The sequence below is a fragment of the Clostridium beijerinckii genome (assembly GCF_036699995.1).
Taxonomy (GTDB): Bacteria; Bacillota; Clostridia; order Clostridiales; family Clostridiaceae; genus Clostridium; species Clostridium helianthi.
On the sequence record NZ_CP144906.1, the window covers coordinates 4,790,525 to 4,813,103 of the forward strand.

The window sequence follows — 22,579 nt, forward strand, 5'->3', positions numbered from 1 at the left end:
TAATATTTCATTTAAATCTTATCTATGTTATTAGTTTCCTCTCTTTTTACTTGAAACTCATTATCTACTAGTATTTTTTTAATGACAGGAACTTTTATAAAAAAGTAAGCTATAATCGCTCCAACACTACAACTTGATATAAACGGAACAACATATACAAAAACCGCAACTTGTTTTCCTAACACCATTGTAGCTATAGGATAAGCTAATAATGCTCCTAATATTCCAGTTCCAATTATTTCTCCAATTACTGCAATACCCGGCTTTCTAAATTTTTTATAAAGAATTCCTGCAAGCAATGCTCCTACCATGCTTCCTGGAAAAGCCAATAAACTTCCTGTTCCCATGAAATTTCTTATTAGAGATGTCACAAATGCATTCATAAGAGCATATAATGGCCCAAGTGTTATTGCTCCAACTACATTTACGAAATGTTGTATTGGAGATATTTTAGCAGCTCCAATCGGTATTGAAAATGTTCCAAAAATAACAGAAATACCGATTAATACACCACTTAGTGCCATCTTCTGTGCTTTACTCTTTTCTTTCATTAAAAATCACTCCTTTAATAATAAAATCAATAAACTTACTTTTTAATGTGAAATAAATTTGCTAAATCACCTTTACAATGACGTTTAAATTGATTAACCTTAAAAGAAGTTAATTATTTTGCATAAAAAAAATGTATCCACAAGGGATACATCAATAAATTATGCACAAATCATATCAATACTTACACAAATAATATTAATATACTTCCCTACGCTGGTATTATCCAAATCAGGTTATAAGAGTCTAGGAAATCAATCTTTCCAATCTCAGCCAAAATATTAGCTCCCCTAGTTATTCAATTATAAAATTTTCTTTCACAATTTAAAGGTTATACCATTAAGTTTCAAACGTCAAGTATATTTTATTATTTTGCTTTATTCAAAGCATTTGTTACCGCACTCATGATACCCTTCGAACTATAAGTTGCACCAGATACAGTATCTACTGATGTTGATTGTTTTGAAATTATGCTCTTAATTATAGTTCCCTCTGCTCTTTGATAAAACTTTGGAGTATCTTGATTAGATATAGCTTGTATACTTGATATTTTCCCATTCGACACAGTTACAGAGACCTTAGTTGTTCCTCCTCTATAGCCTGTTCCACTTCCTGTGTATGTCCCATCTTTATATTCACTTGCATTATTTTGAACTGTATTTGAACTTGTAGTTTCTTGATTTAATTTTGAACTTTCTGGTGCAGCTTCAGTTTGTGAATTTATATTGCTTGAAACTTCATTACTCTTAGTTACGATTCCAGATTTAGTTACTGCATTGCCGGCGAAGTTAGTAAGTCCATATATACCTAAAAATGTAGCCATAGCTACTGATCCTGTTAACTTAGCATCTAAATCTCTTCCAAGTACATTTACATTAGCATTATTTCTGTAACATACTTCAGTACATTTTAAGCAATTTATACAATCTCCACCTTTGACACAATCTACCTTATAGAGCGGTAATCCCATTGAGCAATTCATTGTGCAAGCTCTACATTTACCACAATCAGCTTTTGGCTTATTAAGCTTAACTATTCCAATCTTAGAAATAATAGAGAATATTGCCCCTAAAGGACATAGATATCTGCAGAAAAACCTCTCAATAAACGCTGCTCCTATTGTGATTAATATTAAAAATATCAATCCAACAAGTAAACTCGAAAAAATAGTAGATACATCAGTTATTTGACCAAATACATCCCAAGGGCTTGTGCTTTCCAGTATACTGCTTCCCATAGTCCATGAAATAGCTATTATAAAAAGTAATACTACATATTTGAAATACTTAAGTATAGAATCAACTTTTTCATCTACTCTAAATTTTATTTTGAATACTTTTTTTGATATAAAATATATTAAGTCATTATATGCACCAAATGCACATATCCAACCGCAGAACCATCTTCCTAATACTATAGTCAAAAGCATAATAGCTATAAATTCTATTAAGCTTGGTAATGCTTCCAAAAAGTTAAAATTACCATTGATAATCATTTGATATACAGTTTTTACTTCACTGAATGTCATTGAATAAAGGCCTGGTAACAGAATAAATGCAATCAATTGTATAATATGCCTTATAATCTGCGATTTCTTTATTTTACTTGCCATATTTCTTTCCCCTTTTCTAACTCTCTATATTTAGCAATAATAAACTTTTATGTTAATTATCATTAATCACATTTTTCCAATTAATTTCTAATAGAAATATTATTTTCACTTCATTATCTGCTATTGCAATTTCTTTGATTAAGTGAATTATATCAATAGAACCTTAATGCTCCCTTAATCTAAACTGAGAATTCGCTGAGAAATGTCAATTAAAACATCTTAGAATTAAGGAAAAAAATAAATGGTTAGAAAAATCTAAATAAAAAAAGATAGTACAGATTGAATTTATCCCTGTTAATATCTTATATTCCAACTTAACGAGGTTTGTTTCAATCTGTATTATCTCTTCTTATCATTTTGCTTGATTTAAAGCTTTCCTATTGCCTAAATTATGCCCTTACTTCTATATTTAGCTCCGGACACATTATCTAAAAAAATTCACTATCTGTTAATGTAAAAATACTTTCATCAATACCTGATGTTTTATATATTTTCTTATCTTCTGTAATAAATATAGCGTCAATCCCCTCTATAGTCTCTATAATCTTCATAGCCTTATCAATACCAATTATATAAGCACCAGTTGACAAGCCATCTCCGTCGATTGAATTGTCTGATATAATAGTTGCACTTATAATTTTACTTTCAGATGGGTATCCTGTTTTAGGGTCAATTATATGATGAAATTTTTTTCCATCCTTTATAAAATATCTTTCATAATTACCTGAGGTTACTATTGATTTATTTTTTACGCTTAATATTCCTATAAATTCTCCCCTAGGCTTAAATGGATTTTGAATTCCAACTTTCCAAGCTGAACCGTCTTCCTTACTTCCAAGAGCAAAAATGTTTCCACCTAAATCAATTAATGCACTTTTAATATTATGCTGATAAAAAATATCTCTTACTTCATCAGCCGCAAATCCTTTTGCAATACCTCCGACATCTAAAGCCTGTTTATCATGTTTTAGCATTATTAAATTATTTTTGTCATCAAAAATAACATCATTATAATTTATAAGTTTTAATACCTTCTCTATTTTAGATTTTTCCGGAATTCGTTCTTCTTTTGTACCTATGCTCCATAACTTTACTAATGGTCTTATTGTTGGATCAAAAGTACCTTCTAAAATTCTACTGTATTCTATGGCTTTTTTAACTACAAAATAAGTATCATTATTTACTTTCTCTCCCTTATTTCCTGCATTAAAATTTATTTTTGATATATCACTACTTTCTTTAAAAGCTGACATTCTAGCATCAATTTGGTTTAACCTTTCTAGCGCTTTATCTATTGCTACTTTAGCTTTATTTCCATTTGCTATTAAGTTGATCAAAGTTCCAAGAGCATAACTACTCTTAGCAACTTCATGTTTTTCAATTTTACCAGTCACAAGTACAAAAAATAAAACAACTGTTATTATCACAACCATTAATATAAAAATTATTACCCTACTTATAATATTCACCGCCTAAAATATATAAATTTCCTCATTGTTGGAATTATAACAAAAAAGTCTTAATGTATCCTTAGTTAAAGCTTAGAATTTGCTGAGAACTATTTAAGATTACTCACCTAGATTTTCTTAGCGATGTCTTAAACTAAAGATGCGTTGATATTTTAATCAATAGAATAAAGAATTATACTAAAAAAGATGTTACAAAATAATATGATCAATCTATCTTGTAACATCTTTTCTTATTTAGGCACAATCAAGAAACATCAAATCCATCTGCCTTATTTTCTAATTTTAAATATATTGAGAATGATGTCCCAACTCCAAGCTCACTTTCTACTCTTATTTTTCCACGATTGCTCTCAATTATTGATTTTACTATAGAAAGACCCAATCCATATCCCCCTCGTTCCCTAGCTCTGTGAGAATCACTTCTGAAAAATCTATCGTATATTTTATCTAAATGCTCTTTAGGTATTCCAGTTCCATTATCAGATATCTTCAAAACCGCAAAGGTTTTATTTTTGTAATCTTCTATACCTATAGAAATTGTTATAACGCCTTTTTCTTTATCAGTATGAATTACAGCATTTTGAGCCATATTGAATATGACCTGCTTAATTTGATTTTTATTTATATATACATCTATATAATCCTTCAACTCTATATTTAAAGTTCTATCCTTAGAAAGTATCTGCAGTTGAGGAATTATTTCATTTATAACATCATTCAAATTCTCCTTTTTTATTTCAACAACTGGCTGCTGATCTAACCTAGTTAATATTAAAAGATCATTTACCAGTTTTGCAAGCCTTTCACTTTCCATCAATATGCTGTTTAAAGCCAAATCTAATTTTTCCTGATTTTTTGCTGCCCCTCTTAATAATACTTCAACAAAACCATGAATTGAAGTTAGTGGTGTACGTAATTCATGTGATGCATCAGATACAAATCGTCTCATTTTTTCTTTGATAAGCTGTTCCTTTTCAAATGACGTCTCTATTCTTTCAAGCATAATATTAAAGGATTTTGATAATCTATTAATTTCTAATTGACCACTTTCTTCCGTTAGTCTTGTATGCAGATCAGTTACACTTATTCCTTCCACAGTATCAGTTATCTTATATAACGGCTTCAATGTTCGATTAAAAATAGTGATTCCAAGTATTGTTCCCACTATGAGAATCATAATTGAAAGACCAATATGCACATACTCTTGCCTATCTAAGATACTTGTAATATCGTCTATTGGTGTACTCAACTGTATTAACCCTGATGGTGTATCTAAATCCCCAACTTTTATCCATGCAACCATTTGATAATTATTGTTTTCATCTCTTACTACTTCATATGTATGTTCTAAATTCCCTTGTTCATTGCAAATCTCTATATATTTCTCTCTAGAAAGCACTGGTACTGGTATCTCTTTCCTCTTTCGTTCATCTAGCTCCTTTGAATCATCGTCACCGTCATCATCATCTCTAGGTGTATCTATATTGCTTCTTTGACCTAACAGCTCTCCATTTTTATTTATTAGAGCTACACTCATATTTTTATCCCATAAATTCTTTAAAATTTCTTTAGTATCACTTTCAGTTATGTCCTCCATATTTTCTTTTGACATTTTCTTAAAGTCTAGATTATGAAACCTCTCATGAAGTACTTGCACCTTTGTTTTGTATAAATAATTTTTCATACTTATATACTGAAAAAGTCCCATGATTGCCAATAATAAGATTAATATCACAAGAAACCTAAATAACAACTGCCATTTCAAACTCTTTATTTTCAATTTATTTCTTAATTTTTTCATTGTGCCACCATCTTATATCCAACACCGCGGACAGTTTTAATGATATTATGATCTTTGTCTCCAATTTTATCTCTTAAGTACCTTATATATACTTCAACAATATTATCTTCTCCATTAAAATCATATCCCCATACTTTTTCAAGTATAAGCGATTTGCTCAATGCTATTCCATTATTCATAAGTAAAAAACTCAACAAGTTGTATTGCGTTGGAGGTAGCTCTAATACTTTTTCAAGATAAGTTATTTCATGAGCTTTATCATCCACTTTAAAATTTCCTATATTAATAATATCGCTTAACTCCGGAAAACTATTTCTTATCCTAGCATTAATGCGTGCTAAAAGCTCCTTGAAGCTAAAAGGTTTTGCCATATAATCATCAGCTCCAATATCCAACCCTTTTACCTTATCATCAACTTCATCTAATGCTGTTAGCATAATCACTGATGTTTTTATAGACTTCTTAATAATTGAACATACCTCATATCCATCCATTCCTGGCAACATAATATCCAATATCACTATATTAGGATTTATTTTACTTGCTAGCTCGATCGCTTCATTCCCATCATACGCCTCATATACTAAATAACCTTCAGCTTCCAACCCCATTTTAATAAAGTCCACTATACTTTTTTCATCATCAACTATAAGAATAGTAATCTGATTTCTTACTCCTAAGTTCATTAAATTCATCTCCTCTATTAATAAAATAGCTTTTCTCAACTTCAAACGTGCTTTAAGTCAATAAATTGTAATCAAAATTATTTATAAATCTTTATAGATAGTTTATTTCAACATATTATACTATAGTTAGTTTAGTAATTTTATAGTTAATTATATACAAATTCATATACTGGAACAATAAATTAAGAAATTTGCATATATTATTCTAGTTAAATTTCTGCATTCTGGCCTTAATCAATTCCTTAGATTACTAGAGCTTTAAATGAAATTTTATTATTGCAACATGTTATAGTAAGTTTATATATGTACTAAATTCTTCTATATCATCTATTACTAATAAAGTTAAAATATTTCTTAATTAAGTGATATACTAATTTTAATAAATATTATAGAAAGAAGGATTAATATGATAAAAATAGTGGCCAAAAGTGTTATTAAAAATGAACAAACAGAAAAATATCTAAGCCTTGCGAAAGAGTTAGTTGATAAAAGTAGAGAAGAAGAAGGCTGTATCTCATATGGATTGTTTCAAGATATTAATGATAGTTCTATATTCACATTTATAGAAGAATGGAAAGACGAAAAAGCAATTAATTTGCATAACAACAGTGAGCATTTTACAAGAATAGTTCCTTTACTAGGTGAGCTTCGTGTAGGCAATGGAGAAGTAAATTTATACAAAGAAATATAAAAATCCCAACGACATCTTCTTAAGGTATTATTAGTCACTAGATACCTTAAGTAAACTTAAAGTTATATATGTAAATACCGAAAGAAAGATCATTCATTTGTTCCAGGTTGCTGGAGTATTTAGCTGTGAATTTCCATTAGAAGAAGTTGCACCATTTCTGCATGCTCCCGAGGCAAGCTCGTGACAAGCAATAAATGAAACAACTTCTACTAATGAAATATCTACAGCTAAAAACTCAATGCAACACTTCTACAAAAGAATGACCTTCCTTTCTAGTGTAAACTATAATTAAAAATATATATTTTACTTTATGTTCGGTATCTATATTCGAAATAACCAAAGGCATATGTTAAGTAGTTGAAGTTATGGATAAATAAAGAAGCAGAATACATGTATTCTATTTCGATTGTTTATCAATTTACTTTAAGTTCTGTACAATACTTTAATATGTGCATTATTTCTTTCCAAATACCTGTTCTTTAAGTTTTAGTCCTGTTTTAGTTACAGCTATTCCACCTAAAGCTGTTTCTCTAAGTGATTCTGGCAAGCTTTTTCCTACCTTATACATAGCACTTACCGTATCGTCAAATGGTATTTTTGAAGCTACACCTGCCATTACCATATCTGCCATGCATAAAGCAGTTATTGCTCCTTGTGCATTTCTCTTGGCACATGGTATTTCAACAAGGCCCGCAACTGGATCACAAACAAGGCCAAGTACATTTTTAATTACTATGGCTGCTGCATCTAAACTCATCTCAGGAGTTCCTCCCATCATCTCAACAACAGCAGCTGCTCCCATTGCAGAAGCTGACCCACATTCCGCCTGACATCCACCTTCTGCTCCTGCTAGTGTTGCATTTAATCCAATAATCATTCCTACAGCAGCTGCGGCAAATAATCCATTTATAAGTCCTTCTTCATCTAATCCAAGTTTTTCTCCAGCACTTAAAATTACTGCTGGCAATATTCCACAAGAACCAGCTGTTGGACATGCAACTATCTTACCCATAGACGCATTAACCTCGGATGAAGAAAGTGCCATAGCCATAGCTATATTAGTTACATCACCTGTTAAGGTTTTTCCTCTACTAGCATAATTATGTATCTTAAAAGCATCTCCACCGATTAATCCGCTAACAGAATAAACTTCTTTCTCCATTGCCTCATTAGCAGCCGAGATCATAACACTCAAATTTTTCCTCATTTTCTCTATTACTTCGTCTCTTGACAATCCTTTTTCTTCTACTTCATATCTTATTGCATATTCACTTAATGAAATATTATGTTTTTCACATATTTCTAACAATTCCATACCTGTTTTTGCAAACATTATTATTCACCTTCCTTTGCTGGGCTTATTGAAATTACATTATGTACTAATTCTATTTTCTTAATTTTCTCTATTAAAATATTATTCACTTTATTGTCCATCTCAAAAATCATTATAGCTTCATGCCCTTTTTGTTGCCTAAAAACTCTCATAAAAGCTACATTTATATTTTCGCTGTATAATATACTTGTAACACTATTAATTACCCCTGGCGCATCTTTATGAGCTATTATTAAAGTTTCATACATTCCAGTAAAATCAACCTTATTATTATTAACTTCTATAACCTGAATATTTCCACCACCAATTGATGATCCCATAACTTCGCAGTACTTCCCATCAACTGTTTTTATAATGAATTTTACTGTGTTAGGATGAACATCCCCTAATTCTGCTTCCTTAAATGAAAATTTAACACCTTTTTCTTTTGCTATATCCATAGAATATCTAAGTTTTTCATCGCTTGGTTCCATTCCTAAGATACCAGCAACTAAAGCCCTATCTGTTCCATGCCCTTTATATGTTTTAGCGAATGAACCATGTAGTAAAAATGTCACCTCTGATACATCTCCACCTGCTATACTTCTTGCTATCTTCCCAAGCCTCGCTGCACCTGCTGTATGTGAACTTGAGGGTCCTATCATAATAGGACCCAAAATATCGAAAACTCCTATCCCTTTCATTGTGAGAAATATCCTCCCTTTTATTTATTATATATATCATTAGTTTTTCTTTATTAATATATTTGTACCCTAGCTTTTTCTATCTAAATAATATCATAAATTTGATTACATATATATGTTTCAATTTAGTTTCTACATATTAATAGTGATTTAGCACTTAACCTGCTGGAATTTTAAATCTAGTTATTGTTAGAATATGTGATTTCTAAAATATAATCCATAATAAAAGCATCATCAATATTAAATATTGATGATGCTTTAACCAAACTTTCATTAGTTTCTACTTTTGATGTATATTTCTTGTCGCAACTATATCTACACCAGTTCCAAGAACATCTTTTATTACAACATCTCCTATTTTAACAGGAGCCTTTATTGTTACTTTATTTATTTCTTCCATGCATTTGAAATTAAGTCCTTTAGGAATTGGATTATTTGTTTTAACAGGTACTACTGGTAATTCTCCATTGTCTACTTTAACAGTTGAAGTTATTACTCTTACTGGGTTTGTAACTTCATTTATTCCATACTCAATACCTCTATTACAGCCATTACCTTGTACACTTTTATTTTCAGCATCTACTTTTAAATGACATCCCTTAGGGCAACATATACAAATTAATTCTTTTTCCATTTTATTCACCATCCTCTAATGATATTGTTATATCACCTTTAACTTTCTCTAATAGCACCTTACTTAAAACTACCTTTTCCATTTCTGATGGTGCTAAGTGAGCTCTTTTAAATTTAGCTATAACTTCATCATTGCATCTTACAACTAATGCCTTATTATGATATATGTTATTTACTCTCATAAATACAGTTAGTTTATCATCAACAGCTTCTGCATTAACTTTTTGTGGTACTGTATAATTTATATTTGCACCATTTATTATGTTTACATATTTGTCTTTCTTAAGTTCACCCTTAATGTATTTAGCAGCAGAGAAACCTGCATGTTTTGACTCTTGAGTTACAAAATCAACTAAGTCATGGACATGAACTACATTACCACATGCAAATATTCCTTCTACTGAAGTTTCCATACTCTCATTAACAATTAAACCATTAGTTCTTCTATCAGGTTCAAGTCCGGCATTAAATGATATTTCATTTTCTGGAATTAATCCAACTGATAGTAGTAGTGTATCTACATCAAATTCTTTCTCAGTTCCTTTAATAGGTCTCTTATTTTCATCTACTTCTGCTATTACTACTTTTTCAAGTCTCTTATCTCCTACAATATCTACAACTGTGTGTGATAAATATAGAGGAATATCATAATCATTTAAACATTGCACTATATTTCTATTTAATCCATTTGAATATGGACATAATTCGACTACAGCTTTAACTTTAGCTCCTTCAAGAGTCATTCTTCTAGCCATTATAAGTCCAATATCTCCTGATCCTAAAATAAGGACTTCTTTACCAGGCATATATCCTTCTACATTTATATATCTTTGCGCTGCACCTGCATTAAATACACCCGCTGGTCTATCACCAGGAATATTTATAGCACCTCTAGTTCTTTCCCTACAACCCATTGCAAGAATTATAGCTTTAGCCTTAAGTTCCATATATCCTTCTTCTGTATTTATTGCATAAACAGTTTTATCTTTTCCGATTTCTAATACCATAGTGTCTAGTTTAACTTCAACATTAGTATCTTGAATCATTTCAATGAATCTTCCTGCATATTCTGGTCCTGTAAGCTCTTCCTTAAAAGTATGAAGTCCAAAACCATTATGAATACATTGATTTAATATACCACCTAATTCTTTATCTCTTTCTAAAATTAATATTTTTTTAATTCCACTATTATATGCTTCATATGCTGCTGCAAGACCAGCTGGTCCTCCACCTACTACTATTAATTCATAACTCATAATAACACCTCATCCTTCTATTTTGTCTTACCTAATAATATATATGAACCTGATTTTTCTTGAACTACATCTTCAAGTGGGACATTACATTCTCTTGCTATTATTTCCTGAACTCTTGGTCCGCAGAATCCACCTTGACATCTTCCCATTCCTGGTCTACATCTTCTTTTAATACTATCTAAGGATGGTATTCCTATACTTCTCTTTATTGCATCTACAATCTCACCTTCTGTTATGCTTTCACATCTGCAAACCATTCTTCCATATTGCGGATTTTTCTTTATTAATTCAGCTTTTTCTTTAGCTGATAATTCCATAAAATGAATTTGTTCTCTTTTTGCCTTAAAGTCTGATTTTTTATCTAACTTACATCCTGCTTCTTTCAATATTTCTACAACATCAAGAGCTATAGCTGGTGCTGAAGAAAGGCCAGGTGATTTCATTCCTGCAACATCTATGAAACCTTTGACTTCATCATTTTCTTCTACTATAAAATCACCTGTATCTGGATTAGCACGAAGACCTGCAAAGCTCCTTATTATTTCTCTAAAATTAACTTTATTAGTTGTACGCATTGAAGCGTCTCTTACTTCATTTAATCCTTCTGCTAGTGTTCCAACATCGCCTTTATCTTCTATATCTCTGGCATCAGGTCCAACTAATAAATTTCCATGAACAGTTGGAGTAACTAAAACCCCTTTTCCAAGTTTTGATGGACATTGGAATATTGTATGGCTAACTACATTTCCCTGAGTTTTATCCATTACAAAGTATTCTCCGCTTCTTGGTACTATCTTAAAGCTTTCCTTACAAACTAAATTATGAATTTTATCTGCATAAAGTCCAGCTGCATTTATTACAAATTTTGATTCTATTATTTCTCCATCTTTAGTTGTAATTTTGAATGTATCATTTTTTTCTATTGCAACAACTTCTTTTTCTAGCTTAATTTCTCCTCCATTAGCTACTGCATTTTCTGCTAGTGCAATTGTATATTCAAACGGACCTACTATACCACCAGTTGGTGCATATAAAGCTCCAAAAATTTCTTGATTAAGGTTTGGTTCCTTTTCTAGAACCTGTTCTTTACTTAAAATTTGTAAATCTTTTACGCCTATTTTTGTTCCATTTTCATAAAGAGCTTGTACTGTTTTCATATCTTCATCGTTAAAAGCTATTATCAGAGATCCGTTTCTCTTAAAAGGTACACTTAACTCTTTGCAAAGATCTTCAAACATCTCATTTCCAGCTACATTATATTTTGCCATTAAAGTACCTTCTTTAGGATCATATCCAGCATGAACTATTGCTGAATTTGCTTTGCTTGTTCCCATCGATACATCTTTTTCTTTTTCTAAAACAACTACTTTTAAATTATACTTAGTTAGTTCCCTAAAAATAGAATTTCCAATAACCCCTGATCCAATTATTGCTACATCATACATATTACATCCTCCTTATTAATAGCGCATAAAAAAAGTCAAGCTAAAAACAAGGTGTAATCCACCAACGTTTTCATGCTTGACTCTATATTCTCTCAGCATTTATTTTAAATTATATATACATTATATCATGTAAATGTATACTTGTCTACTATTTACTCTGAATTTTCAATTTTACTTTATTTTAAAATACCATTTTAAACTATGTACCCTAGATGTCATCAACATTTAGGGTACATTATAATGCTCAAATCTTGTGATTAACTTAGACTAATTTGGAATAATAAACACTTATTGAAATATAATTCTATTCCTCTTCCCATCCTTCTGCTCTCTTAACTGCTTTTTTCCATCCTTTATATAATTTTTCCTTCTTCTCTTCTGCTAAGTTTGGAGAATAAGACTGACTTACAGCCCACTTTTCAGCGATTTCTTCTTTTGATTGCCAGAAACCTACAGCAAGTCCTGCTAAATATGCTGCACCAAGAGCTGTTGTTTCAGTTATAATAGGTCTTACAACCTCTGCCCCTGTTATATCAGCTTGGAATTGCATTAATAAATTATTTCTACTTGCTCCACCATCAACTTTAAGTCTTGTTAATGTACATCCTGCATCTTCTTGCATTGCATCTATAAGATCCTTAGATTGATATGCAATAGATTCAAGAGCAGCTCTTATTATATGATTTCTATTAGCACCTCTTGTAAGTCCGAAAATGGCACCTCTTGCATACATATCCCAATATGGAGCACCAAGTCCTGTGAATGCTGGAACAACATATACTCCACCATTGTCTTCTACTTTCTGTGCAAAGTACTCTGTATCTGCTGCATCAGTAACTAACTTAAGTTCATCTCTAATCCATTGAATAACGGCACCACCAACAAATACTGAACCTTCTAATGCATATTGTACTTTTCCATCTATACCAACTGCAATAGTACTTACTAATCCATTTTTACTATGAATCATTTTTTCTCCTGTATTCATAAGTAAGAAGCATCCTGTTCCATAAGTATTTTTAACACTACCTTCTTCAAAACAAGTTTGTCCAAATAGAGCGCATTGTTGATCGCCTGCCATACCTGCTATTGGAACTCTAACGCCTCCTGTTCCTCCAAGATTTGTGTATCCATAAACTTCTGATGAATTTTTAACTTCTGGTAACATTGATTTTGGAATGTTAAGCTTTTCTAGGATTTTTTCATCCCATCTTAATTCCTTTATATTATAAAGCATTGTTCTAGAAGCATTAGTATAATCTGTTACATGAACCTTACCATTTGTAAGTTTCCACACTAACCAAGTATCTACTGTACCAAATAATAATTCACCTTTTTCTGCTCTCTCTCTAGCACCTTCCACATTGTCTAATATCCATTTTATTTTAGTTGCTGAAAAATATGCATCCAAAAGTAATCCTGTATTTTCTTTTACATATTCACTAAATTCTTTGTCTAGTTTGAGTTCTTCTATTATACCTGCTGTTCTTCTACATTGCCATACTATTGCATTGTATACTGGTTCTCCAGTATTTTTATCCCAAACTATTGTTGTTTCTCTTTGGTTAGTAATTCCTATGGCAGCTACTTCTTCTTGAGTTATATTAGTTTTTGCAATAACTTCTTGTAACACTCCATATTGGCTTGCCCATATTTCTAGAGGATTATGTTCAACCCATCCTTGGTTTGGATAAATTTGAGTAAATTCTTTTTGACTTACTCCTAATATATTTTGTTCTTTATCAAAGATTATCGCTCTTGAACTTGTAGTTCCTTGGTCTAATGCTATTATATATTTTTTCATACAAAACACCCTGCTTTCTAATATTTATATATTCTAATATTTACCTAGAAAAGGTTAAATTTATTATTTATATTTTAGGAAATGAATTTAACAAATAGTTGACCTAAAAAAATTGAGTTAGTGTTCTAGACGTAATTTTAGCGGCAATTAAAGCCACATAAAACATCCATTTATACAGAAGCAATAATATTTATTTTTACTGCCTCGTACAAATTTTAAATTTACTCAGTCCATTAAGTGTTTCCCAAGTAAATTCAGTTTTATGTGGCTTTATTCTCTAATTCTCTTCAGCCTACATATTCCAAATTTCTTTTTTAGTTGTAGATACGCATGTTGCTCCTGAATTTAATGCCTGCATTACCTCTTCCTTAGTTTCAATTAGCCCCCCAGCAACAACTGGTTTGCTAGAATACTTTGAAATGATTTCAATTACCTTTGGAATTATTCCTGGAAGTACCTCTATTGCATCGCATTCAGAAATCATATGGCTTTTTACATTGTTTAAAGAAAGTGTATCAAATATAAAAACCCTTTGAACTCCTAATAAATTATACTTTTTTGCTAGTTTTACAACTTGTGGCTTTGTACTTATTATTCCACTAAATTTAGTTTCTTCTTTAATATACTTTACAACAATTTCCTTATTCGTAAATCCTTCAACCAAATCTATATGGATTATTCCTATTTTATTTCTAGATGTTATAATTTCACTTATCTCTTTAATATTCATTACATCTCCAAATAAAACAAATATAACTTGAGCTTCTGAATCTAACGCCTGATTTAATTGTTCTTCATTTTTTACTGCTGCTATAATTGGATTTTCTTCTAATAACTCTTTTATATTCATTGGCCCTCCCATGTAATTGTTTTCTTTTTTATTCTTAGTATTACATAGTTGTTTGTCTCTGTCAATTCTAACTATTAATTAACTTTTATAATATTCCATGTAACATTACATAAAATAATGCAGCTAAAGTTCCTCCTACAATTGGGGCAACAACAGGAATCCATGCATATCCCCAATTAGAATCTCCCTTATCAGGTATAGGTAATACTGCATGTGCGATTCTTGGCATTAAATCTCTTGCTGGATTAATTGCATATCCTGTTGGGCCTCCTAAACTTACACCAATAGCCAAAATTAAAAATGCTACAAACAATGTTCCCATTCCATTTGATAGATTTTGATCTCCCATTCCTAAAATTGCATAAACTAGTACAAATGTTCCTACAAGCTCAGTTATAAAATTAATTGAAGTATTCTTTACTTGAGGGCCTGTACAAAATACACCAAGTTTGCTTCCTTTATCTTCAGTAGCTTTAAATTGATCATTATAAACAATAAATACCAAAACTGCTCCTAAAAATGCACCAATACATTGTCCAGCTAAATAAATCGGAACTTGAGCCCATGCTACTTTACCTATTACTGCTAACGCAATTGTTAATGCTGGATTAAAATGAGCCCCACTATAACTTCCAAAAATCAATGCTGGAATTCCTACCGCAAAAGCCCATCCTATTGCAATTACTATTAATCCTGCTCCTGATCCACCTGATTTTTTTAATACGACATTGGCTACAACACCATCACCTAATAGAATAAGTAATAAAGTACCTACTAATTCTGCGAAAAAAATTGTCATAACATTATCTCCCTTCTACTTCACAATACTTGTTTATTTTTTAACATTTTAGAACGGTTAATATTACCAGAAAACAACACATTACATAATATTCATAATTTATTTTAGTATGACTAATTTAATTTAAAAGTTTTAAATCAATGTACATCCAGTAATTTTGGCCATAAGTATAGCCACATAAAACTCCTTACATTTTAAACAATCATATATTTCTAACTGTTTAAAACATAAGTTTTAAATTTACTTGGTAATCATAAGATTTCTTAAGTAAACTTAGTTTTATGTGGCTTTATTCTCTATTTCTCTATAGCCTACATTTCTAAAATTTTTTCAGAACTGCAATGTAATTGTTTTCTTGTTAGATTTAGTATCACATATTTACTTTATAGTGTCAAGCTTAGTTAATAATATAACAATTAAAATCAATACATATTATTTGCTCATTCATTCTTAATTACTTGACTGCCAATGCATCTTATTTCATACCTAATTATTGTTTCTTATTTTCTTCTTTTAATCCTTATTTTTACAATCAAACATTGTTAATATTTTATCTATTATAAATTTATCTTAAGAACACAAGAACTATAGATAAATGTTCAAATTTATCTATAGTTCTATATAATAATATTAGTGAAATAACATACTTAATTTAATATTCATAAAAAGCTGATCCTCCGATAAATTCTCTTAACAGAGAATTCTTTGGCACTTCATCAACATTAATCTCTTTGAAAAAGTTCAAAAACGATTTTAATCTTATAGCTTCTGAATAAACTGAACTTTCTTCCGTTATTTCATCTAGCTCTTTTAATGCATATGGCTTTAAAACGCCGAGTTCATAAACCAATGTAGAATTAAATGCTACATCCGCACCTTCTTGATAAACAAATATATTATTTTTTTCTCCTTTCTTTATAGATTTCCACATTTTTAAAGTTTCTTCCGCCTTATATCCTCTTGATAATGAATCTCTAACTATTCTTCTCACCTTTCGTACATCTGTTGTAGAAATTCTATTATGATTATCTATATTTAGCTGTGTCAATGCTGATATATATATTTTAAATACATTCCTATTTAAATTGCTTGAAATTAAATTTGGATTTAAACCATGTATCCCCTCAAGTATCAAAACTCCATTTTTAGGTAATTTAACTTTATAGTCATTCCATTCTTTTTTCCCAGTTTTAAAATTATAAGTAGGAAGATCCACTTCCTCTCCACTCATTAACCTTTCCAAATTATCATTCAACAAACTCAAGTCCAATGCATCAATTGATTCATAGTTATAATCTCCATTCTCATCTTTCGGCGTTTCTTCTCTATTTACAAAATAGTTATCCAAAGACAATGGTATAGGTATTAATCCATTCACTCTCAATTGTATACTTAACCTATTCGCAAAAGTAGTTTTTCCTGAGGATGATGGGCCAGCGATAAGTATGATTTTTACATCTTTTCTATCTAAAACATCATCAGCTATATTAGCTATTTTCTTTTCATGAAGCCCCTCTGAAACCATAATTATATTTCTTAATTCATTGTTAAGCACTTTTTCATTTAGAGTCCCGACATCTTCGATTCCTAAAATGTTTAGCCATCTTTGAGTCTCTATGAAAATTTTTGTTAAGCTCTTCTCTTCTCTAAATTCAGCTAATTCACTTAGATTAGTCTCTTCTGGCCTCTGTAAAATGAATCCTGATTCATACTTAAATACATCAAATTTATTTATGATGCCTGTTGAATATCCCATAGGACCATAAAAATAATCGTACCTTCCTTCAAGCTCATAAAGATGAACATGCTTTATATCACAATACTTTAAAAGCTTAACTTTATCGTCCATCTTATATCCTTCAAAAATCTTAATAGCTTCTTCTTTTGACGTTCTCATACTCTTAATTGGTACATTTCTATCTATTATTTCTTGCATCTTAACCTTTATCTTATCAATTTCACCTTTACTTAATGGATTTTCCTTATGAACTTCTCCATATACTGCCTTACTTATAGCATGGTCTATTGTTATCTTTGATTCTGGAAATAAATCCAATGCTACCTTTATAAATATAAACTGTAAAGTTCTTGTGAATATTTTCATTCCAAGTTCTGTATCAAAGCCTATTAATTCTACTTCCCCATCATCCTCTATTACTTCAGTTAATTCACAATACCTTCCATTTAATTTGCATATAGCTATATCTTTAACCCTATCTTTGTAATTACCCATAATTAATTCATAAAAAGTCAGTCCTTTTTTAGCTTTAATTTTCTTATCTTTAAATTCAATCCCTCTACACTCCATACTATTCAAACCTTTCTTTCTATAATTTGATTATCCCTTTAGATTTTAATTCCACAATTTGAAAATTAAGCTTCCCGTCTCTGCAAAGTCTCTTATTCTAATTGTATTCAAATATTTGGGTACCATAATAATCATTTCAAATATATTATATACACTATTTCCAAAAAAGATAAACTTTTTTATTAAGTCTATAAAATAAAATAGACATTCCAAACTTACCATGAAATGTACTTATTTAACATAACTACTTTTTTATATGGTGAAATGATCTTAATTGCAGCATAGCTGCTTTTTTCTATGGTGAAATGATCTTAATTGCAGCATAGCTGCTTTTTTCTATGGTGTGTATATTAATTTTATTTTTGCAAATATTATTTTCGAGGTGATTTTTTAATGTTTGTAGTATCAATCAGAACTGCTATTTTATATTTGTTGGTTGTATTAACCATGAGGTTAATGGGAAAAAGGCAAATAGGAGAACTTCAGCCTTATGAATTTGTAATAACTATTATGATTTCAGACTTAGCATCATTGCCAATGCAAGACACAAGGCTGCCATTATTATTAGGTATTATACCAATTATAACATTGCTATTTTTAAAAACACTTTTAACACAAATAGGATTGAAATTTCAATATACCCGAAAGCTCGTAGATGGAGAGCCTTGCATATTAGTCCATAAAGGGAAAATTAATTACTCAACGCTAAAAAAGCAACAATTAAATATAGATGAGTTACTAGAAGAGTTACGACTTGCCAATTATTTTAATCTTGATGAAATTCAATATGCAATTTTAGAGAATGATGGTCAAATATCTATATTACCAACAGATTATAATTCTTCTAATGCATCAAATTCAGGAAATACTGCTCAAAACACTGAAGCAAAATTACCAAAAGTATTAATTTCTGATGGTGAAGTAAATAAAAACTCACTAACTTCCATGAATAAAGATGAAGAATGGATATCTAATCTACTTAAAAAGCACAATATTAAATCAATAAAGCATGTTCTTATTGCTTTATATGATACAGAAGGTAAATTTAAATATCAACTTTTTGATAAATACGAAAAGGAGGATACGAAATGAGAAATGCTATAATATCAATACTTTTGTTTCTCCTAACTATGTCCTGCGTATATTTTTTAAATAAGTCTGTCATTAGCTTATGCGATAAAATTGAAATGCAAACTGAAGATATCGAACTTAATATTGCGAGTGACAAAATGGAGGATGCCTATTATCAATCTCTTGAATTATTAAATACTATTCAAGATAATAATGTTTTAACATCTCTTTATCTTAGTCATCAAGAATTTGATAATTTGCTAAATGAGGCTTTAAAGTTATCTACATATCTTGTTCATAAAGATTCAACTGAAGCGCATACATCCCTGCATTTAGTAAAGCATAATACTGATCATCTAAAGAAGTTACAAGCTCCAAGTTTCGAGAATATTTTCTAATAGAACTTTGACATGCGAACTTTTATTGTATCATACATAAATTCCGCATATATAAGCATTCATTTTATTTGCAGAATTATGCACCACAATAATTTATGCATAAAACCTAGTGTTATTTGCATAAATTATTGTTTTTCTGCATAAACTTTATTTTTTAATGCATATTTTTAATATTTTTATGAATATTTTTTCATTTTACACTTGATTATTCTTTTATAAAACTGTATAATTATAAACATCAGTTAGGCATTATAAATTAGATTAATTTATTGATTATATTCGAGAAAATAGCATTGCATGTATGTTTATGCATTTTATATGATTATTTAGGAGGGCTTTTAAAATGATAAAATATAACAAAGTAGTTTTAGCTTATTCAGGAGGACTAGATACATCAATTATTATCCCATGGCTTAAAGAAAATTACGGGTGCGAAGTAATTGCTGTATGCGGAAATGTAGGGCAAAAGGACGAGCTTGATGGATTAGAAGAAAAAGCAATAAAAACAGGAGCATCAAAATTATATATTGAAGATTTAACTCAAGAGTTCGTTGATGATTATATCTTCCCTACTATTCAAGCTGGTGCTATATATGAAGGTAAATATCTTCTTGGAACCTCATTTGCTAGACCAATAATCGGAAAAAGGTTAGTTGAAATTGCTAAAGCAGAAGGAGCAGATGCAATTTGTCACGGATGCACAGGTAAAGGAAATGACCAAGTAAGATTTGAAATGGCAGTTAAAGCATTTGCTCCAGAAATGCCAATAATTGCTCCATGGAGAATTTGGGATATTAAATCAAGAGAAGATGAAATAGATTATGCAGAGGCTAAAAATGTTCCATTAAAAATCAACCGTGAAACAAATTACAGCAAAGATAAAAACATTTGGCATTTAAGCCATGAAGGTTTAGATTTAGAATTTCCTGAAAATGAACCACAATATGATAAAATTTTAGAACTTTGCAAAACTTTAGAGGCAGCTCCAAATGAGGCAACTTATATAACATTATCGTTTAAAAACGGAATTGCCGTTGCTTTAAATGGTAAAAAAATGAACAGCGTTGAATTACTAGATGAATTAAACAAAATTGGTGGAGAAAATGCTATTGGTATAACTGACATGGTAGAAAACAGACTTGTTGGTATGAAATCAAGAGGTGTTTATGAAACTCCAGGTGGAACTATTCTTTATAAAGCACATAAAGATCTAGAAGAACTTTGCTTAGACAAGGAAACAGCTCACTATAAAGAGCAAATTGCTTTAAAGTTTGCTGATTTAGTATATAACGGTCAATGGTTTACTCCTCTTAGAGAAGCATTAACTGAATTTATTAATAAAACTCAAGAAACAGTTACAGGAGAAATAAAATTAAAATTATACAAAGGAAATATTGTCAATGCCGGCATGACTAGCCCATACTCACTATATAGTGAAGAATATGCAACTTTCGGAGAAGATGGAGTATACGATCAAAAGGACTCTGCTGGATTCATTAATCTATACGGTCTTCCAACAGTTGTAAAAGCTAAAATGCAAGAAAAAATTAAGAAAGAGGAAATGTAATGAAGCTTTGGGGCGGACGATTCAAAAAAGGCACTGACAAATTAGTTAATGATTTTAATTCTTCTATAAATGTTGATAGCAGAATGTATAGAGAAGATATTGAAGGCAGTCTAGCTCATGCTTCCATGCTTGGAAATCAAAATATAATTTCTAAGGAAGCTAGTGATAGGATTACTTCTGGTCTTCTAGAAATATTAAAAAGAATGGATAATGGAGTTATAGAAATTGATGAAACTTCTGAAGACATTCATAGTTTTGTTGAAGGTACTTTGACATATTACATTGGTGAATATGGAAAAATGCTTCATACTGGAAGAAGCAGAAATGACCAAGTAACTTTAGATTTAAGATTATATTTAAAGAAAGCTATAAAGTCATTACAACAAGATATCATAGCTTTAGAAGAAGTTCTTTTGGAAAAAGCTAATGAAAACATAGGTACAATAATGCCTGGGTATACTCATATGCAAAAGGCTCAGCCGATTACATTCGCTCATCACCTTTTAGCTTATGCTGAAATGTTTAAAAGAGATCTAGGAAGACTTTCTGATTGCTATAAACGTGTTGATGAGATGCCACTTGGATCTGGAGCACTAGCAACATCCACATACCCTATTGATAGAGAATCTGTTGCTCGCGATCTTGGTTTTTCAAAGGTTACACTAAATAGTTTAGATTCTGTTTCTGATAGAGATTATGCTATTGAAACACTTTCTTGTCTTTCAATGATAATGATGCATTTATCAAGATTTTCAGAGGAAATAATTCTTTGGTGTACTAATGAATTTAGCTTTATCGAACTTGATGATGGTTATAGCACTGGAAGCAGTATTATGCCTCAAAAGAAGAATCCTGATGTTGCAGAACTAGTTAGAGGTAAGACTGGTAGAGTTTATGGAGACCTTATGACTTTACTTACTGTTATGAAAGGAATTCCTCTCGCTTATAATAAAGATATGCAGGAAGATAAAGAAGCTCTATTTGATGGATTAGATACAGTTGTTCTTTCACTTAAAACTTTCTGTGGAATGATTAAAACAATGAAAGTTAAGAAAGAAAATATGAGAAAAGGTGCTGGTCTTGGATTTACTAACGCTACTGATGTAGCTGACTACTTAGTAAAAAAAGGTATGCCATTTAGAAATGCTCATGAAGTAGTCGGAGAAATAGTCCTTCAATGTATTAAAGATAACAAGATGATTGAAGAATTAACTATGGAAGAATTTAAGAACTTCTCTCCTACATTTGAGGAAGATATTTACCACGCTATAGATTTACTTACTTGCGTAGAAGAGCGTAAAGTTATAGGCGGTCCTTCTACAGAATCAGTGAAAATTCAAATTGAAGCATTAAAAAATTTTATAGCAGAAAATAAAGAAGTTTAATAAGACTAGTAATTATAAAGAAAAAATTTAATATTTTTTTCCTTGTAATAATAGCAGCCGTAACATTCTCAGATAACGGCTGCTAAGTCTTAGACTAAATACTCCTTAAGTGTATATTAATATCCCTTGAGGTATAGGTTTAACTAAGATTCAGATGGAAATCCCCATCTGAATCAAGTTCTACTTCATAAAAACTTTCAATTGTCTATGAAATTTCTAACACGAAATTTTATAGACAA

Annotated in this window: 19 protein-coding genes and 1 riboswitch; of the genes, 5 read left to right on the plus strand and 14 right to left on the minus strand. The window is 30.4% G+C overall.

Translation table 11 applies throughout. The features are described 5' to 3' along the window. Window positions 1–11: 11 nt before the first annotated feature. The 5 genes from thiW to PZA12_RS21850 all read right to left on the minus strand — a co-directional run bounded on the left by thiW (window position 12) and on the right by PZA12_RS21850 (window position 6,117). Window positions 12–551 carry an energy coupling factor transporter S component ThiW gene (gene thiW / locus PZA12_RS21830; protein WP_103697929.1) on the minus strand — a complete coding sequence of 180 codons (540 nt, stop codon included), beginning with the start codon at window positions 549–551 and terminating at the stop codon, window positions 12–14. A gap of 189 nt (window positions 552–740) precedes the next feature. Then, window positions 741–851, minus strand: a riboswitch (TPP riboswitch). 65 nt (window positions 852–916) lie between these two features. Beyond that, window positions 917–2,161, minus strand: coding sequence for a 4Fe-4S binding protein (locus tag PZA12_RS21835; protein ID WP_103697928.1), 1,245 nt, complete (start codon window positions 2,159–2,161; stop codon window positions 917–919). 428 nt (window positions 2,162–2,589) lie between these two features. Further along, a complete protein-coding gene (locus PZA12_RS21840) occupies window positions 2,590–3,594 on the minus strand; it encodes an FAD:protein FMN transferase (RefSeq protein WP_077843301.1) in 1,005 nt (334 codons plus the stop codon). 280 nt (window positions 3,595–3,874) lie between these two features. Beyond that, window positions 3,875–5,431, minus strand: a complete 1,557-nt coding sequence (locus PZA12_RS21845) for a sensor histidine kinase (protein WP_103697927.1) — start codon at window positions 5,429–5,431, stop codon at window positions 3,875–3,877. After that, entirely contained in the window at window positions 5,428–6,117 is a 690-nt protein-coding gene (locus PZA12_RS21850; protein WP_103697926.1) for a response regulator transcription factor, read from the minus strand. The genes PZA12_RS21845 and PZA12_RS21850 overlap by 4 nt, the downstream gene beginning before the upstream one ends. A gap of 406 nt (window positions 6,118–6,523) precedes the next feature. Here PZA12_RS21850 and PZA12_RS21855 point away from each other — a divergent pair, with 406 nt between their 5' ends. Beyond that, window positions 6,524–6,808, plus strand: a complete 285-nt coding sequence (locus PZA12_RS21855) for a putative quinol monooxygenase (RefSeq protein WP_103697925.1) — start codon at window positions 6,524–6,526, stop codon at window positions 6,806–6,808. Window positions 6,809–7,262: 454 nt separating this feature from the next. On the opposite strand, the gene sdaAA is transcribed toward PZA12_RS21855, so the two are convergent. The 9 genes from sdaAA to PZA12_RS21900 all read right to left on the minus strand — a co-directional run bounded on the left by sdaAA (window position 7,263) and on the right by PZA12_RS21900 (window position 17,919). Continuing rightward, a complete protein-coding gene (gene sdaAA / locus PZA12_RS21860) occupies window positions 7,263–8,141 on the minus strand; it encodes an L-serine ammonia-lyase, iron-sulfur-dependent, subunit alpha (RefSeq protein WP_103697924.1) in 879 nt (292 codons plus the stop codon). A 2-nt stretch (window positions 8,142–8,143) separates the two neighbouring features. Continuing rightward, window positions 8,144–8,824, minus strand: a complete 681-nt coding sequence (gene sdaAB / locus PZA12_RS21865) for an L-serine ammonia-lyase, iron-sulfur-dependent subunit beta (RefSeq protein ID WP_103697923.1) — start codon at window positions 8,822–8,824, stop codon at window positions 8,144–8,146. A 280-nt stretch (window positions 8,825–9,104) separates the two neighbouring features. Continuing rightward, window positions 9,105–9,458: a DUF1667 domain-containing protein gene (locus PZA12_RS21870; protein WP_103697922.1), complete on the minus strand. Its 354-nt coding sequence runs from the start codon at window positions 9,456–9,458 to the stop codon at window positions 9,105–9,107. Between the two features lies 1 nt (window position 9,459). Continuing rightward, window positions 9,460–10,713 (minus strand): NAD(P)/FAD-dependent oxidoreductase, encoded by a 1,254-nt coding sequence (locus PZA12_RS21875; protein ID WP_012060663.1) that lies wholly within the window; start codon window positions 10,711–10,713, stop codon window positions 9,460–9,462. 17 nt (window positions 10,714–10,730) lie between these two features. Then, window positions 10,731–12,158, minus strand: coding sequence for an NAD(P)/FAD-dependent oxidoreductase (locus PZA12_RS21880; protein WP_077309416.1), 1,428 nt, complete (start codon window positions 12,156–12,158; stop codon window positions 10,731–10,733). Window positions 12,159–12,462: 304 nt separating this feature from the next. Further along, entirely contained in the window at window positions 12,463–13,962 is a 1,500-nt protein-coding gene (gene glpK, locus PZA12_RS21885; RefSeq protein WP_077843314.1) for a glycerol kinase GlpK, read from the minus strand. A gap of 292 nt (window positions 13,963–14,254) precedes the next feature. Further along, entirely contained in the window at window positions 14,255–14,812 is a 558-nt protein-coding gene (locus PZA12_RS21890) for a glycerol-3-phosphate responsive antiterminator (RefSeq protein WP_017211152.1), read from the minus strand. Window positions 14,813–14,897: 85 nt separating this feature from the next. Next, complete coding sequence (locus tag PZA12_RS21895) at window positions 14,898–15,611, minus strand: MIP/aquaporin family protein (RefSeq protein ID WP_017211153.1); 714 nt, start codon at window positions 15,609–15,611, stop codon at window positions 14,898–14,900. A gap of 652 nt (window positions 15,612–16,263) precedes the next feature. Next, window positions 16,264–17,919: a nucleoside kinase gene (locus PZA12_RS21900; RefSeq protein ID WP_103697921.1), complete on the minus strand. Its 1,656-nt coding sequence runs from the start codon at window positions 17,917–17,919 to the stop codon at window positions 16,264–16,266. A 393-nt stretch (window positions 17,920–18,312) separates the two neighbouring features. Between PZA12_RS21900 and PZA12_RS21905 the strand changes: the two genes are divergently transcribed. The 4 genes from PZA12_RS21905 to argH all read left to right on the plus strand — a co-directional run bounded on the left by PZA12_RS21905 (window position 18,313) and on the right by argH (window position 22,340). Then, window positions 18,313–19,011 (plus strand): DUF421 domain-containing protein, encoded by a 699-nt coding sequence (locus PZA12_RS21905; RefSeq protein ID WP_077843317.1) that lies wholly within the window; start codon window positions 18,313–18,315, stop codon window positions 19,009–19,011. Next, window positions 19,008–19,388: a DUF4363 family protein gene (locus tag PZA12_RS21910; protein ID WP_077843318.1), complete on the plus strand. Its 381-nt coding sequence runs from the start codon at window positions 19,008–19,010 to the stop codon at window positions 19,386–19,388. Before PZA12_RS21905 ends, PZA12_RS21910 begins: the two co-directional genes overlap by 4 nt. Before the next feature lie 343 nt (window positions 19,389–19,731). Then, window positions 19,732–20,955: an argininosuccinate synthase gene (locus PZA12_RS21915; protein ID WP_077838346.1), complete on the plus strand. Its 1,224-nt coding sequence runs from the start codon at window positions 19,732–19,734 to the stop codon at window positions 20,953–20,955. Continuing rightward, complete coding sequence (gene argH, locus PZA12_RS21920) at window positions 20,955–22,340, plus strand: argininosuccinate lyase (RefSeq protein WP_077843319.1); 1,386 nt, start codon at window positions 20,955–20,957, stop codon at window positions 22,338–22,340. Before PZA12_RS21915 ends, argH begins: the two co-directional genes overlap by 1 nt. The last annotated feature ends 239 nt before the right edge of the window (window positions 22,341–22,579 follow it).

Excerpts from the sequence above, each read along its gene's own strand:
- thiW (WP_103697929.1), bottom strand. The coding sequence starts at position 551 with ATGAAAGAAAAGAGTAAAGCACAGAAGATGGCACTAAGTGGTGTATTA.
- PZA12_RS21835 (WP_103697928.1), bottom strand. The coding sequence starts at position 2,161 with ATGGCAAGTAAAATAAAGAAATCGCAGATTATAAGGCATATTATACAA.
- PZA12_RS21840 (WP_077843301.1), bottom strand. The coding sequence starts at position 3,594 with ATGGTTGTGATAATAACAGTTGTTTTATTTTTTGTACTTGTGACTGGT.
- PZA12_RS21845 (WP_103697927.1), bottom strand. The coding sequence starts at position 5,431 with ATGAAAAAATTAAGAAATAAATTGAAAATAAAGAGTTTGAAATGGCAG.
- PZA12_RS21850 (WP_103697926.1), bottom strand. The coding sequence starts at position 6,117 with ATGAACTTAGGAGTAAGAAATCAGATTACTATTCTTATAGTTGATGAT.
- PZA12_RS21855 (WP_103697925.1), top strand. The coding sequence starts at position 6,524 with ATGATAAAAATAGTGGCCAAAAGTGTTATTAAAAATGAACAAACAGAA.
- sdaAA (WP_103697924.1), bottom strand. The coding sequence starts at position 8,141 with ATGTTTGCAAAAACAGGTATGGAATTGTTAGAAATATGTGAAAAACAT.
- sdaAB (WP_103697923.1), bottom strand. The coding sequence starts at position 8,824 with ATGAAAGGGATAGGAGTTTTCGATATTTTGGGTCCTATTATGATAGGA.
- PZA12_RS21870 (WP_103697922.1), bottom strand. The coding sequence starts at position 9,458 with ATGGAAAAAGAATTAATTTGTATATGTTGCCCTAAGGGATGTCATTTA.
- PZA12_RS21875 (WP_012060663.1), bottom strand. The coding sequence starts at position 10,713 with ATGAGTTATGAATTAATAGTAGTAGGTGGAGGACCAGCTGGTCTTGCA.
- PZA12_RS21880 (WP_077309416.1), bottom strand. The coding sequence starts at position 12,158 with ATGTATGATGTAGCAATAATTGGATCAGGGGTTATTGGAAATTCTATT.
- glpK (WP_077843314.1), bottom strand. The coding sequence starts at position 13,962 with ATGAAAAAATATATAATAGCATTAGACCAAGGAACTACAAGTTCAAGA.
- PZA12_RS21890 (WP_017211152.1), bottom strand. The coding sequence starts at position 14,812 with ATGAATATAAAAGAGTTATTAGAAGAAAATCCAATTATAGCAGCAGTA.
- PZA12_RS21895 (WP_017211153.1), bottom strand. The coding sequence starts at position 15,611 with ATGACAATTTTTTTCGCAGAATTAGTAGGTACTTTATTACTTATTCTA.
- PZA12_RS21900 (WP_103697921.1), bottom strand. The coding sequence starts at position 17,919 with ATGGAGTGTAGAGGGATTGAATTTAAAGATAAGAAAATTAAAGCTAAA.
- PZA12_RS21905 (WP_077843317.1), top strand. The coding sequence starts at position 18,313 with ATGTTTGTAGTATCAATCAGAACTGCTATTTTATATTTGTTGGTTGTA.
- PZA12_RS21910 (WP_077843318.1), top strand. The coding sequence starts at position 19,008 with ATGAGAAATGCTATAATATCAATACTTTTGTTTCTCCTAACTATGTCC.
- PZA12_RS21915 (WP_077838346.1), top strand. The coding sequence starts at position 19,732 with ATGATAAAATATAACAAAGTAGTTTTAGCTTATTCAGGAGGACTAGAT.
- argH (WP_077843319.1), top strand. The coding sequence starts at position 20,955 with ATGAAGCTTTGGGGCGGACGATTCAAAAAAGGCACTGACAAATTAGTT.